The 14,680-nt window shown below is 64.5% G+C and carries 10 protein-coding genes; 2 read left to right on the plus strand and 8 right to left on the minus strand.

All coding sequences use genetic code 11. The features are described from left to right. Positions 1–85: 85 nt before the first annotated feature. The 7 genes from A5785_RS21370 to A5785_RS21400 form a co-directional block, all read right to left on the minus strand. Positions 86–532 (minus strand): PaaI family thioesterase, encoded by a 447-nt coding sequence (locus A5785_RS21370; protein ID WP_064869033.1) that lies wholly within the window; start codon positions 530–532, stop codon positions 86–88. Then, positions 529–2,814 (minus strand): oxidoreductase, encoded by a 2,286-nt coding sequence (locus A5785_RS21375; RefSeq protein ID WP_064869029.1) that lies wholly within the window; start codon positions 2,812–2,814, stop codon positions 529–531. Before A5785_RS21375 ends, A5785_RS21370 begins: the two co-directional genes overlap by 4 nt. 11 nt (positions 2,815–2,825) lie before the next feature. Continuing rightward, entirely contained in the window at positions 2,826–3,065 is a 240-nt protein-coding gene (locus tag A5785_RS21380; protein WP_064869026.1) for a hypothetical protein, read from the minus strand. A 49-nt stretch (positions 3,066–3,114) separates the two neighbouring features. Further along, a complete protein-coding gene (locus A5785_RS21385) occupies positions 3,115–4,440 on the minus strand; it encodes a phenylacetate--CoA ligase family protein (protein WP_064869023.1) in 1,326 nt (441 codons plus the stop codon). 214 nt (positions 4,441–4,654) lie between these two features. Beyond that, on the minus strand, positions 4,655–6,454 hold the full coding sequence (locus tag A5785_RS21390; RefSeq protein WP_064869020.1) for a flavin reductase: 1,800 nt from the start codon (positions 6,452–6,454) through the stop codon (positions 4,655–4,657). After that, positions 6,451–7,677, minus strand: a complete 1,227-nt coding sequence (locus A5785_RS21395; RefSeq protein WP_064869017.1) for a styrene monooxygenase/indole monooxygenase family protein — start codon at positions 7,675–7,677, stop codon at positions 6,451–6,453. Before A5785_RS21395 ends, A5785_RS21390 begins: the two co-directional genes overlap by 4 nt. An 80-nt stretch (positions 7,678–7,757) precedes the next feature. Beyond that, positions 7,758–8,582 (minus strand): SDR family oxidoreductase, encoded by an 825-nt coding sequence (locus A5785_RS21400; protein ID WP_231894125.1) that lies wholly within the window; start codon positions 8,580–8,582, stop codon positions 7,758–7,760. 257 nt (positions 8,583–8,839) lie between these two features. Here A5785_RS21400 and A5785_RS21405 point away from each other — a divergent pair, with 257 nt between their 5' ends. After that, positions 8,840–9,853 (plus strand): AraC family transcriptional regulator, encoded by a 1,014-nt coding sequence (locus A5785_RS21405; RefSeq protein ID WP_082937875.1) that lies wholly within the window; start codon positions 8,840–8,842, stop codon positions 9,851–9,853. A gap of 40 nt (positions 9,854–9,893) precedes the next feature. Here A5785_RS21405 and A5785_RS21410 read toward each other — a convergent pair whose 3' ends face one another. After that, complete coding sequence (locus A5785_RS21410; protein WP_064869011.1) at positions 9,894–11,951, minus strand: prolyl oligopeptidase family serine peptidase; 2,058 nt, start codon at positions 11,949–11,951, stop codon at positions 9,894–9,896. 160 nt (positions 11,952–12,111) lie between these two features. Between A5785_RS21410 and A5785_RS21415 the strand changes: the two genes are divergently transcribed. Beyond that, the gene (locus tag A5785_RS21415; protein ID WP_064869008.1) at positions 12,112–14,655 is read left to right on the plus strand and encodes an AAA family ATPase; all 2,544 of its coding nucleotides are present in this window, start codon (positions 12,112–12,114) and stop codon (positions 14,653–14,655) included. Positions 14,656–14,680 lie beyond the last annotated feature (25 nt).

The raw sequence follows: 14,680 nt of genomic DNA on the forward strand, positions 1-14,680 counted from the left end.
ACCTTTCGTCGGTCAGTGATAAAGGCGCGGTGGTGGATGGACGCCGCGGTCTTTGGATGCGGTGGGGTGGATGGTGGGAGCGAGTCTATGCGGGGGTGGCTGCGGCAGGTTGCCGATCGCTCGTGAGGTAGTTGGTGACGCGAACGGCCGACAACAGTGAGCCGTCGTCTGCGCGCAGCTCCACCTGGTGCACGGTGAGGCGTCTCCCGAGCGAGAGTGCCCGGCAGTCGGCATGGACCTCGCCCGCGTCGGTGCCGCCCACGTGACTGGCGGCGAGCTCGGTGCCCAGCGCGATACGTCCCGGGCCCGCGTGTACCGCCGCCGACAGGGAGGCGATGGTCTCGGCGAGCGCCGCGTACGCGCCGCCGTGTACCCGTCCGCTGACCTGGGTGTTGCCCGCAGCGGGCATCACCGCCCGAGAATGCTCAGCCGAGAGTTCGACGACGCGGATGCCCAGGGTGCGGTCGAGCGCCCCCTGGCGGTAGCCCAGGGCGTCGAGGACGATGTCGCCATCCGCCTGCTCCGTGGTCACGGCGTCTGCTCTCGTCGACGGGCGCTGCGGCCGGACCGATACTGCGTGGGCATGGGACCCGCCCGATAGCCCTGGTCCAGTGCGGCATTCAGCGTCCAATAGGGATCGACCAGGTGCGGTCGGGCGATGGCACATAGGTCCGCTCGACCCGAGAGCACGATGGTGTTGACATCGTCGACAGACGCGACAGCACCGACGGTGATCGTTGGAATGCCCAGCACGTTGCGGATGCGGTCGGAGAACGGCGTCTGATAGAGACGACCGTAGGCGGGCTTGGCGTCGACCGAGGTCTGGCCCGTGGATACGTCGATCAGATCGGCGCCGTGCTCGGCGAAGATCGTCGACATGGTCATCACATCGTCGTCGGTGATGCCACCGTCGACCCAGTCGGTTGCGCTGATACGCACGCTGATCGGGCCGTCGAACACCTCTCGGACGGCGTCGAGTATCAGTGCACCGAAGCGTGCGCGGTTGGCGATGGAACCGCCGTATTCATCGGTGCGCGTGTTGGTCAGCGGAGACAAGAACGCCGAGAGCAGATAGCCATGGGCATAGTGCAATTCGATCATGTCGAAGCCTGCGGATACCGCCAACCGCGCAGACTCCCGGTAGGCGTCGACCATGGCGAGAATATCGTCGACGCTCATCTCCCGAGGTACCTGACTGTCGCTGCGATACGGTTGCGGTGAGGGGGCGATGATCTCCCACGCACCCTCCTCCAGCGGGTCGTCGATGCCCTCCCACATCACCTTGGTCGCACCCTTGGGTCCGGAATGACCAAGCTGCAGAGCGATTTTCGCGTCTGATGACTGGTGTACAAAGTCGACGATCCCTGCCCACGCGTCGCGTTGCGGCTCGTTCCACAGGCCAGGACATCCCGGCGTGATCCGACCATCGGGTGTGGGTGCGGTCATCTCGGTGATGACCAGGCCCGCCCCGCCGACCGCACGTGATCCCAAGTGCACGAGGTGCCAGTTGTTCGGGACGCCGTCGATGGCGCTGTACTGCGCCATCGGGGAGACCACAACCCGGTTGGGCAGGGTCAGTCCACGAATGGTGAACGGATAGAACATCGGTGGCGTCGACGCCGGTACCCCGACGCCTGCGCGATTGTCGGACTGAGCGAACCACTCGTCAAGGCGCCCAACGAACTTCGGATCGCGCATCTTGAGGTTGTCGTAGGTGACGCGTTGGCTGCGGGTGAGTAGCTGGAACACGAATTGCTCGGCCGGGATCGAGCGGTAGCGATCGATGTCCTCGAACCACTCCATCGACGTCTGTGCTGACCGCTGCAACGACGCGGCGACGGGCATACGTTCGCGCTCGTAGGTGTCGAACGCATCGGTGACCTGGTCGGGTTCGGTGACCCCACGCAGGGCGGTGGTCAGCGCGATGGCGTCCTCCATCGCCATCTTGGTGCCGGAGCCGATCGAGAAATGGGCGGTGTGGGCTGCGTCGCCGATCAAGACGGTGTTGCCGTCGTGCCAGGACTCGTTACGCACCACGGTGAAGTTCAACCAGCCGGAGTTGTTGCCCAGCAGCGGATGTCCGTTCAGATAGTCGGCAAATACCTCCTCGCAGAACTTCAGCGACGCCTCGTCGGTCTCGCCGGGACGGCGTGGCTGCTCGGCGTACACGTCGAGTCCCGCGTTACGCCATGTCTGCGGAGAACACTCGACGATGAACGTCGAGGTGTGCTCGTCGAACGGGTAGATGTGGGCCCAGAACAAACCATGTGGGGTGTCACGAAAGACAAAACGGAAGCAGTCGACTGGTGCGGTGGTGGCAAACCACGCGTACTTCGACGGACGTCGATCGAGACTCGGCTCCAGCGACTCGGCGATCGCGGTGCGCGTGGTCGAGTTCACTCCGTCGGAGGCGATTACGACGTCGCTCGTCGAACGCAACTCCTCGAGCGGGGGTGCGGTGGTGGAGAACCGCAGGTCGACCTTCAGCTCGGCCGCGCGCTCGGCGAGCAGCAGCAGCAGTTGCTTGCGGGCCATCGCCGCAAACGAATGTCCCTCGGAGCGTTCGTGATAGCCGCGATAGTCGACGTCGATGGGTGACCAATACCGGTAGTACGTGCGCATCCGGTCGAGCAATACCGCGTCGGCCGCCTCGAGGTTGGCCAGCGTGTCGTCGGAGAACACCACACCGAAGCCGAATGTGCTGTCAGGTGCGTTGCGTTCGTAGACGGTGACCTCATGCGAGGGGTCGTCGAGTTTCAGCAGGATGGCCGAGAGCAGCCCGCCTGGGCCGCCGCCGATGATGGAGTACTTCATTTCGGCTCCGTTCAGCAGCTCAGGTCGGTGAGGGGTTCGAACTCGACGGCGAGATCGGTGAGTGCCACACCGACTGCACTCAGCGCGACCCGCGCGTTGGACGCCACGCAGGGTGCCAGTGAGTCGTCGGAGACGAGGTGTTTGAGCTTCGCGTAGACGTTGAGAAGCGTGTCTTCGGCGAGATCGAGCGGCGTACCGAGCAAATCGAGGGATCTCGATTCGCCGGTGATCGCGGTGACATTGGGGGACATGGATTTTGCCTTTCTCAACAGGCGAGGTGGTAGGCGATGAGTCGGCGACTCAGCGGTTGTCGACGAGACGTTTGGCCTTGAGTTCGAAGCGCGGCAGGCTACCTGTATTGGCGCGTTCGAACTGAAAGCGCAGCCCTTCGTGGGCGTCGGCGAGCTCGCGGCTCAATTGTGTGGCCACGCTGTTCCACTCGTCGTCGGTGACAGCGACGAACGGCTCTGCGGCAAGGGTGATCTCGTCGCGGATGTCGCGGCGTTCGATCCGGATCTGGAACTCGTCGATCTCGGTGTAGCCGCGCACGATGCTCTCCACCGCACGTGGATACACATTGGTGCCGCGCACCAGCTTCATGTCGTCGACTCTGCCGAGGATTCCTCCCTCGTAGATATCCCATGTGCGGCCGGTGCCTGCACGTGTATGGGGCACCTTGACCACCAGATCTGCACTGCGATAACGGATCAGCGGAATCGTGCTGCGGCCGAACGAGGTACACACGCGTTCGCCGCGCTCTCCGTAGCCGACCTCCTCGCCGGTCTCTGGATCGATGACCTGCTCGATGAAGTGGTCCTCGATGATGTGACAGCCACCGGGCTGATCGATGGGCTCGAACATGAAGATCGTCGACACCTCGGTCATACCCGCTGTGTCGAAACACTTGGCTCCCCATTGGCTTTCGATCAATGCCTTGGTCTCGGGAATCGAACCTGCAGGCTCCCCGGACAGGATCACGGTGTGCACCTTGCTGGCGGGCAGGTCGATTCCCAGGGCCTGGGCTTCCTGTGCCAGCCGGAGTGCGTAGGTCGGCGTCGAGGCCACAACAGTGCAGTCGAAGTCGATGATCTGTCTAATGCGCTGGGTGGTAATCTGTGCGCCTCCGGGGATGGTGAGCGCGCCCAGCTTCTCCAGTCCGTTGTGCAGGCCCCAGAAGCCGATGAAGGTGCCGTAACCGAAAGCGACATAACCGATGTCGTGAGGACGTATGCCCGCACCCCACAGGGCGTAGCACCACATTTCGGCTGACCACGCCCAATCCTTGCGGCTGTCGAGCGCGCGGAGCGGGGTCTTGCCGCTGGTCCCGCTGGTGGTGTGCATCCGGATCGCACGAGTGTGATCGGCGACCGGCAATTCTCCGTAGGGCGGACACTGTTCCTGGCTGTGCATCCAGTCCTCACGTGTGAGGAACGGGATTCGATTGATGTCGGCTCTGGTCTTCAGCTGCTCGGGCGCGAAACCCGCTGCGGCAAAACTGCGTTGATAGAAGGGGCTGCGTGCTGCGGCCCATTCGGTCAGGCGGCGCAGCTTGGTCAGTTGCAAGGAGTCGAGCTCGGAGCGGTCGAGCTGCTCAGTCTTCGGATTCCAGAAGGGTTGGTCGTTCACTGTGGCTCATTCCCGTCAGGTGTGCTGATCAGACTGGGGACAGAAGGTGGATGGGTGGACGCCGGCAACGATGACGGATCGGCTTATTCGATATTGCGTCAAATTGACTGCCGTCGCAATACCGATATACGAGCTTTTACCGGCCCGTAACGCATCCCGTCGGTGGTATGAGGCGCCCGAGGCACGTCGTAATCGAATCGGCGATACTCCATGGTCAGGCGTGGTCGGGATGTGTTGCGACGAGTCGGTAGCTGCCTGAGTGGAACACCAGAGGTTCTCCGCCGGGTGCGCTGAACTCCTCGACCTCTCCGAGGAAGATCACATGGTCTCCCGCGTCCACGCGCTGCACGGTTCGGCACTGGAACTGCGCGACAACGCGATCGAGTAGCGGTGTGCCGTCGATGCCCTCGGTGTGTTCCACACCTGCGAACTTGTCTTCTGCGGGTGTCGCGAACTGACGGGACAGGTCGTGCTGGTCTGCGGCGAGGATGTTGACCGCGAACCTGCCGGCCGCACTGAGATCCACCAGACTCGGCGCGTTTCTGGCAGGACAGAAGGAGACAAGGGGTGGGTCGAGCGACACCGACGTGAATGAGTTGGCGGTGAGCCCGATCTTTCGACCGTCCGGCGATCTGGCGGTGATGACGGTGACTCCCGTGGCGTAGTGCCCGAGCGCGCGCCGGAGTTCGCGACGATTGTGCACGGACTTGGCCTCGCGGCGGGCGGTGTCGAGTAGACGCTGCGCTTGTGCGGGGGCGAACCACCAGTCCGAGACGGTGCGGGGGTCGTCGAATCCGCGGACCACGGCATCGGCGACGGTCGGCCACTGTGTCGCTTCGGCGAATACCGTCTCCACATGGTCGGGGATACCGGCGAGCATGCTGTTCGTCCAGGAGACCGACCATTGCCCCCAGCCTCGCCAATACTTCTCGAAAGTTCTTCGCATCCAAGCGGAGTCGAAGGGGCGATCGCCATGCGAGGTGATTGCCTGGTGGTAGACATGCGCCGAGTGCACGGCATTGTTGCTGCCCTGCCCTGTCACCGGATCATTGAGGACCACAACGTCGGCCATGCCGAGAACATGCCGTCCGTTGCACAAGGTGGCCACAGGGTGGCGCACCCGCGGGACCACCGCACCGTGCAGCGTCGCGTTCATGTCGGTGAGTGCGATATCGCCTGCGCGGCGGGCGATGTCGGGAAAATGCCCTGTCAAGGCGGCGCGGATGTACTCGAGACGCTGCCCAGGGGAATCGAGCCCTGGGGCGTCCGGGGCGCCTCGCGGGTCGAGCGGTCCGCCGGGAACCGCTTCGATCAAGATGATCTGGCAGGTTCCGCTGGTGGACAGCGCAGGCATCGTGAGGCACTCGCCGACGCCCGCCACCGACGTCATCGTCAGTTCGGCGCTCGGATCGGAGGACATGCCGGTCACATAGGCCATCGTGGATATGCGCTGTGGCGCATCGTAAATCGTGCGCGATCGGTCGATCTCAAAGACCTCCGACAACGCGCCCTTTCCGCTGGCCACGATCGTCAGATCGTGTGTGGCGGTCAGCTCTTGAAGGTCAACGGTACCGACCTCGCCCAGCCGAATCCTGCCGTCGAGGGCAACGAAGTCATCGATCCAGCGCGCGCACTTGAGTCGCTGATCCACCGATGCGGCGGGGGAATCGAGGTGACCCACGAATGACGTCGTCGAATTCGCTGGATCAATGCAGTTGGCGGAATCGCCTGTGCCCGTGTCATCGCCTGTGCCCCTGTCGATCGCGCCCTCGCTGACAGTGATTGCCATGCGCTCGATGGTGGGGATCTCGCCCGACCAGTGATCGAGGCCGAGGTCTGATTCGACGGCCAGGGCCGAGGAGAACATGCACTGACTCGACAACACCGGACCGGTGCGGATTTCTGCGGCGGTGCGATCGGTGGCCAGCGTGACGTCGTATCCGTCGCGGCGTAGCGCAAGTGCCAGCAGCGCGCCGGACTGCCCTGCGCCGACGATGGCGATACGTCGACTCATGACGCGACCGGAGTGAGGTACTCCGAGGCTGCCAGTGCGGGATCCATGAACCAGTTGAAGAAGTCTCGCGGGTCGTCGAATCCGTTGACGAATCGGCGAGTTATCCGATTGTCGGCCGCCGCTCCACCGAGGAGTGCCAGGACGTGCTCGGGGGGAGGTGCAAGCAGCGCGTTGGTCCAGTCGACCACGTATTTGGCGTAGTCCCAATAACGTTCGAAGGTGTCCTGCATGAAGGTCGCGTCGAATGGCGCGTCGCCGTGCTCGAGGATGCTCGCGAGATACGACGCCGCGCACTTGCTGGCGTTGTTGCTTCCCTGTCCGGTGATCGGATCGTTGAGCACCACGACGTCTGCCATTCCCAACACCGGGGCGCCCGAGGGCAATGTGGCGACCGGGTGCCGGACAGCAGGCGTGAATCGGCCGGCGAGAGTGCCGTTGGGATCGGTCAGCTCGATGCCCGCTGAGCGCTCGGACTCCCACGGAGTGAACGTGTCGACAACCCACTTGGCGCGCGCGAGATGCTCGTCGGGACCGGTGATATCGGACCAACAGTCCATCGGGCCCCCCGGAATCCCCTCCATCACCATGATTTCGCAGGGTCCGCTGGTCGTCAGCGCCGGGAAGACGAAATACTCGCCGACACCGGGGATCAGATTGAACGCGACCGACGAGTACGGGGTGCGCGGCGTCATCCCGGTGACGTACGTCAGGGCAAGGGCGCGCGCGGGTGCGGTGTGGACGGAGCGGATGTCGTCGCGCGAGAACAGCTTCGCGATCTCACCCTTGCCCGCGGCCACAATCACAAGATCGCTTGTAGAGGAGTACTTTTCGAGGTCGTCCAGGTCGGCGGAATCGATGACAAGCGTGCCTCCGCGACGGGTGAACTCGTCCATGAACTTCGGCATCTTGACGCGCTGGTCGACCGACTGGGCGGGCAGGTCGAGTCGTGAAGACCAACTGAAGGCCGGTGTGCCGTCCGGGCCGGGCACAGCGAAGCCGACACCTTCGACCGGTGGACACTCTTTGCTCCAGAAGTCCAACCCCAGTGCTGCTTCGCGAGCCAACGCGGAGCCGAACATGCATTGGCTGGAACTGACTCGTCCGGCCGCGATCTGATCCGGAGTGCGATCGGAGACGATGGTGACGTCGTATCCGTTGTCCAGCAGCCCGATTCCGAGCTGCAGGCCGGACTGTCCGGCGCCGATGATGGTGATTGTCGACATGGTGTCTTCCTTCGTGATGATTGTGGTGCGGATGGTTGTGGTGAGATCGGGTGGTTTCGCCAGATGGGTTGGCGCGAAGACTATTCGGCGAGCAGAGGGATGGCGGGTTCCGAGCGCTCGGGACCGATGGCCGAGTATCCGCCGTCGGCGGCCCAGTCGGCACCGGTGACGACCGATGCGGCGTCGGAGGCGAGAAAGCTTATGACGTCGCCGATTTCAGATGGGTTGCCCACTCTGCGAGTCAGGTGAAAAGGTGCAGCGACCGCGTCTGTCTTCGCGCGGTCGTTTCCGGACATCTCGCGCATGATCTTCGACCAGGTCCAACCGGGACTCACCGAGTTCACGCGAATGCCGTCGGCGGCATAGTCCATCGCCATCGAGCGGGTCAGTTGTACGACGGCAGCCTTGCTGGCGGGGTAGACCCAGCGTCCGGTTTGCGCGACTGTGGAGGAGATCGACCCGAAGTTGACGATGGCGCCGCCGCCGCGCTTGCTCATATGTGGGCGCACGGCTTCTGACAGCAGAGCGGCACTGACCAGGTTGACATCAAGTGCGCGTAGCCAATCGGCGCGTGTGGTCGCCATGCCGTCGTCGACGTAGCTGCACGCCAGGTTGACCAGAATGTCGATCCCGCCGAATTTCCCGACGGTGGTCGCGACCAACTCTGCAAGCGAATCGTCCTCGGTGAGATCGGTTTCGACGAAATCGATACCGGGGTCGGTATCCGCTAGCTGCTTGCCGCGATCGACGTCGATATCCGCGACGACGACCGTGGCCCCGGCGGCGCGCAGGCTGTGTGTCACTCCCCAGCCGAGGTCGGTGGCACCCCCGGACACGATGGCTATGCGGTTGGACAGCGGGCGTGCCGTGCGATCGGCGTCGGTAGGCAGTGGGGCTGATGTCACGGGATTCTCCGATTCCTTGGACGAGCGGTGGCGGGCAGACTGCGCGGGCCACGTGGGGTGTCCGGCGCTGCGGTGACCACCAAGCTAGGAATGCGGGGGCCGGGCGTCTATGCGCCGTGCGCAGGTGTTATCCGCTTCGCGCACGGCCGCGACAAGTTGACGGCGATGAATCTCAGGTGGAACGCAGAGTTAACACGATTCCGTGACGCCAGTCAGAAAATCGCAGTAGCCTTGCGCTACGAGCAGGGAGAAGTGCCATGACAATCACCACGGACGCCGCGCCTGCGGCTGAAATGTCCTGGGTCCCGCTACGTCGATTCGAGCTGGCGTCGTCTGCGGACGTCGATAACGCGAGATCAACTGTGGCCGAGGCCTTCTGTCGGCATCAGCTCTCACCGATCGATACCTCCGACGGGTTCGCGGCTCAGTTCAATGGCGTGCAATTGGGCAGCGTCGGGCTCTACTACCTCGATTACGGAAGTACCGTACGGATCGATCCCAGAGAACTCGACGACTTCTATCTCGTACAGATCCCACTCGCGGGGTACGCAAGCATCCACGGTGGTGGGTGGGAGGTGGAATCGGGACCGGGTGTCGCGTCGATACTCCAACCGACGCAGCAGGTATCGATGCGCTGGCGAACGGGCAACCGACAGCTTCTCGTGCACATCGACAGCGACGCTCTGCACGACCGGCTACGTCGACGCCTCGGCTATATTCCGCGCGAATCGGTCCGATTCGACTCGGCCATGCGACTCGACGGCGATGCCGAACGCGCGTGGGTTCGGCTCGTTCGGACACTCGTCGACAACGTCGATCTCATCGGCGCGGATCAGGGACACCTCGCCGTCGGCGAACTCGGCGACGCGGTCATGAACCAGTTGCTGCTCAGCCACCACAACAACTACTCCGACCGCCTGCACGAGCAACGTACCGACGTGGTGGTTCCACGCCCTGTGCGCCGCGCTGCGGATCTGTTGGAGGCGCGGATGTCCGCGCCGGTGAGCATCCCCGATATCGCCGGCGAGGTCGGACTGAGCGTGCGCTCGTTGCAGTTGGGATTCCGCACGCACTTCGGGACGACGCCGTCCGAGCATCTCCGGTCCCTCCGCCTGGCGCGCGTTCACGCCGAACTCCGGGCTGCAGATGCCACGGAGACAACGGTGTCCGACGTCGCGCTGCGATGGGGCTTCACACATTTGGGGCGCTTCGCCGCCGCATATCGCAGTGAGTTCGGTGAGACACCCGCCTCGACGTTGAGGCGCTGGTGACCCTGGCTACGCAGAAGCTCCGTACGGCCCCGACGGGGTATCAGGACACCGGTGGCTCGGCCTCACCCAACGTCTCCCAGAGAAACTCGTAGGCCAGCGCCGACTTGTATGCCGCCTGCTTGTTGTCGGCGGCGCCGCCGTGGCCGCCCTCGATGTTCTCGTAGTAGTCGACGGTGTGGCCGTTTTCTTCAAGCCGCGCAACGAGTTTGCGCGCGTGACCCGGGTGTACACGGTCGTCGCGAGTCGAGGTCGTCACAAGGATCGGCGGGTAGTCGACCTCGCGTCGGATGTTCTGATAGGGCGAGAACGGCTCCATGAACGCCCACTCCTCGGGGTCTTCCGGATTGCCGTACTCGGCAACCCACGACGCTCCCGCGAGCAGAAGGTGGTAGCGGTACATGTCGATCAGCGGCACCTGGCAGACGAGTGCACCGAACAGCTCGGGGTAGCGGGTGAGCATGACGCCCATCAGTAGTCCGCCATTCGAACCACCCTGTGCACCAAGCTGTTCCGGGGTCGTGATGCGTCGAACGACCAGATCCTTCGCGACGCTGGAGAAGTCCTCGTAGACCAGATGGCGCCCCGCCTTCTGTGCCACGGTGTGCCATGCGGGGCCGTACTCGCCGCCGCCGCGGATGTTGGCGATCACGTAGATGCCGCCGCGTTCGATCCATGCCCTCCCGGCAACCGTCAAATAGCCTGGGGTGAGAGCATTTTCGAAGCCGCCGTACCCGTAGAGCAGCGTCGGTCCGCTCGTGACGTCGGTACGTCGAACGACGAAGTAGGGGATGAGCGTGCCGTCGTCGGAGGTCGCGAAGTACTGTTCGGTGGTCACTGCCGATGCGTCGAAGAACTCGGGGCTGTGCTTGATCACGGTGGCGTCGTCGGAGCCGATCGTGCCGTGCAGCAGGCTGGGCGGTTCGGTGAACGACGTGGCCGACCAGAACACTTCGTCGCTGTGATCGGGATCGGTGTCGAGCACGGAAATCGTTGCCAGGCCCGGTAATCCGGCTACCTCGACGGGCGACCACTCGCCTACGGTCAGCACCGTGATCGACGTGTGTACGTCGTGCAGCGTCGTGATGATCAGGTAGTTCTTGGTGAACGTGAAGTCGACGAGGCTGGTGTGGCCATCCGGCTCGAAGAGCACTGTGGCGTCGCGGTTGCCGTCGAGGTAGGCCTGATAGTCGAAAGTGAGGAGTGTGCCGGGCGCGTACGTCGGACCGTCGGGACCCGTCGGCGACCATTCCGAGCGCGTCATGACCAACAGCCAGTCGCGTCGTACGCCCGCGTACGCGTCGGTGGGGACGTCGATGAGGACGAGCTCGCCGTCACGGTTCTCGAAGAGCAGAGAGTTGAAGAAATCCGTTGCGCGAGAGACAAAATGACGTTCGAAGCCGGGGGTGTCGTCGTAGACGGCTCGAATCGAGATGTCTGACGGTTCGCCGGTGAAGACGGTGACGGCGTCATCGAGAGGGGTGCCGCGAGTCCAGCGTTTCGCGATGCGCGGGTATCCCGATTCGGTCAGCGAGCTGTGCCCGTCGGGTGCGGTACCGAAGTCGGTGCCGACGTAGACGTTGTCCTCGTCGATCCAACTCACCGTCGACTTGTTCTCGGGGAGCGTGAATCCGTCGGTGACCCAGGTGCGTGTGGTGAAGTCGAATTCGCGCACCACCGCGGCGTCGGCACCGCCGCGCGACAGCGAGATCAGCACTCGCCGATAATCGGGGCGCAGCGCCGTAGCGCCCTTCCACACCCAGTTCTCGTCCTCGGACTTGGCGAGTTCGTCGACGTCGATCAACACGTCCCACTCGGGATCGTCGGTGCCGTAGGAGTCGAGGGTCGTGCGGCGCCACAGGCCGCGCGTATTGGAGGCGTCGCGCCAGAAGTTGTAGAGGTAGTCGCCGCGGCGTCGAACGTAGGGGATGCGGTCGTCGGTATCGAGCGCCTCGAGAGTCTGTTCCTCGATCTCGGCGAACCGCTTCGACGCGGTCAGCCGGTCGACGGTCGGGGCGTTGTGCTCGCGCACCCAGTCGAGCGCGGAGTCGGAGGTGACCTCCTCGAGCCACAGGTAAGGGTCGGTGCTCTCGGATGTCATCGGTGCGCAACCTCTCGTCGGGGACGTCTGGCGTGGTCGATCGTCCGCTCTCACGGACCTACTGGCCAAAATAGCGCGCCCGTGTATTCGGATCGGCGCGCTGCTGGTCGGCGGTGTCGGCGGCGTGTCGATACGGTCGGGCGGGGATAGGCTCGAGAGGGTGAGCCGTTCCGTCGAGCACGTGTCTGCCCCTGTGCGTCGCAGTGCAGAGCCCGATCAGATCTCCGTGCGCGGGGCTCGGGTGAACAACCTGGCCGATCTCGACGTCGACATCCCGCTGCGCGCGCTGGTGGGAATCGCGGGGGTGTCCGGATCGGGCAAGTCGTCGCTGGCTCTCGGGGTGCTGTACGCGGAGGGGTCGCGGCGCTACATCGAGGCGCTGTCCACCTACACCCGACGCCGCATGGCGCAGGCAGCGCGCGCGAACGTCGACTCCGTCGAGCACGTACCGGCGGCGCTCGCGCTGCGACAGCGACCTGCGCCACCGGGAGTGCGTTCGACGTTCGGTACGTCGAGCGAGTTGCTCAACGTGCTGCGCCTGATGTTCTCGCGCCTGGCGTCGCACAGATGTCCCAACGGCCACTACGTGCCCCCGACGATCGACGTCGCAGCCGAACGGCCGTTCTTCTGCCCGGTCTGCGGCGCGCAGGTCGACGCTCCCGGCGCCGAGGATCTCGCCTTCAACTCGCGTGGCGCGTGCCCGACGTGCGGGGGGACCGGCGTCGTACGGACCGTCGACGACGACGCGCTCGTCCCCGACCCCGACAAGACCCTCGACGAGGGCGCGGTGGTGCCGTGGAACATGTTCGGGTTCAACGTGCAGCCTGCCATCGCCCGCGAGTTCGGGGTCCGCACCGACGTGCCCTGGCGCGACCTCACCGACGACGAACGCGAGATCGTGCTCGACGGACCGGAGGAGAAGAAGCACATCACCGTCACGTCGAAGAAGGGCGTGCACGATCTCGACTTCACCTTCCGCAATGCCCGGCTCACGGTCACCGAGGAGCTCAAGCGTGCTGACAACGAGAAGCGGCTGGCTCGGGTGAGCCGTTTCCTCACTGTCGGAACGTGTCCCGCATGTGACGGCACACGACTGAGCGACGCTGCGCGGGCACCACGGATCGGCGACGACAATCTGGCGGATATAACCGCGCTCTCGCTCGACGATGTACTCGCCTGGGCGCCAGGGGTTCCGGCAACACTGCCGTCCGAGATGCGGGAAATGGCACAGGGACTCGTCGACACGCTGTTCGGTATGGCGCGGCGGCTCGTCGAGTTGGGACTCGGCTATCTCACCCTCGATCGCGCGGGTGCCACGCTGTCGACGGGCGAACGGCAACGGGTACAACTCGCGCGGGCGGTGCGCAATCGGACCACCGGCGTGCTCTACGTGCTCGACGAGCCGTCGATCGGTCTGCATCCCGCGAACATCGAGGGTCTGCTCGGTGTGATGAACGACCTTCTCGCCGATGGTAATTCGGTGGTCTTCGTCGACCATGACGTGCAGATTCTGCGTCATGCGGAATGGCTCGTCGAGATCGGACCCGGATCGGGAAGTGACGGCGGCAGGGTCATCGCACATGGGACGGTGCCAGCGGTTTCCGACGACCCGGATTCGCGCCTGGCCGGATTCCTCACCGGCGCGGAGGAAGTGGTGGTTCGTGCGCAGAGTCCGCGCGACGAGGTGTTCGCGCTCGGGACATTCCATCTCGAGACGTCGGCGATCCACACCGTCGAACCGCTGGCCGTCGACATCCCGCGTGGTCGGCTCGTTGCCGTCACCGGGGTGTCGGGTTCGGGCAAGACCACGATGGTGCTCGAGTCGTTCGTGCCCGCGCTGGCGGCGTTGTCGACCGATCCTGCAGGGCGGCTCCCGCGCCACGTCGTCGAACTCGGTGTGCCGGAGCTGCCCTCGGGCAAGAGATTTCATCCCCAGGTGGTCGACGCGACGCCGATCGGAATCAACGTACGGTCAACTGTCGCAACTTATTCCGGTGTGATGGACGATCTCCGTCGGGCCTACGCCGACACCGACACCGCACGTGCTGCGGGTTTGACCGCTTCGGACTTCTCCTACAACACCGGATCGCTCTCGTGCCCGAGATGTGAAGGTACCGGCGAGGTCTCACTCGACGTACAGTTCCTGCCCGACATCGACATCGTGTGCCCCGAGTGCAAGGGGAGCCGGTTCGCGCCGCGCGCGAGGGAGTTCACCCGCGACGGAGTATCGCTTCCGGTGCTGCTCGGCTACACCATTCGCGACGCCGCCGACGCAGTATCGGGTCTGGCGCGAGTGACCAAGCGGCTCAAGGCTCTTGACGAACTGGGACTCGGCTACCTGACGCTCGGCGAATCAACCCCGGCGCTGTCCGGCGGCGAGGCGCAGCGTCTGAAACTGGTGAATCAGTTGCACCGCGACCAGTCCGACACGGTGTTCGTCCTCGACGAGCCGAGCGTCGGGCTGCATCCGCTGGACGTGCGCACGCTGCTACAGGTGCTGACCCGACTGACCGAGCGCGGCGCGACGGTCATCGTCATCGAGCACGACCTGGACGTGATCGCCAACGCCGACTACGTCATCGACATGGGTCCAGGGGGCGGCGAGGCGGGCGGTCGGATCGTCGCGGTCGGCACACCCGCAGAGGTGGCGAGCAGCTCCGCGTCGATCACCGGCCGCTACCTCGCCGAGCACCTGCGGGGCTGAGGGGTGGTCTCGACAAGCTCGACCA

The organism is Gordonia sp. 852002-50395_SCH5434458, from assembly GCF_001665905.1.
Lineage (GTDB): Bacteria > Actinomycetota > Actinomycetes > Mycobacteriales > Mycobacteriaceae > Gordonia > Gordonia jacobaea.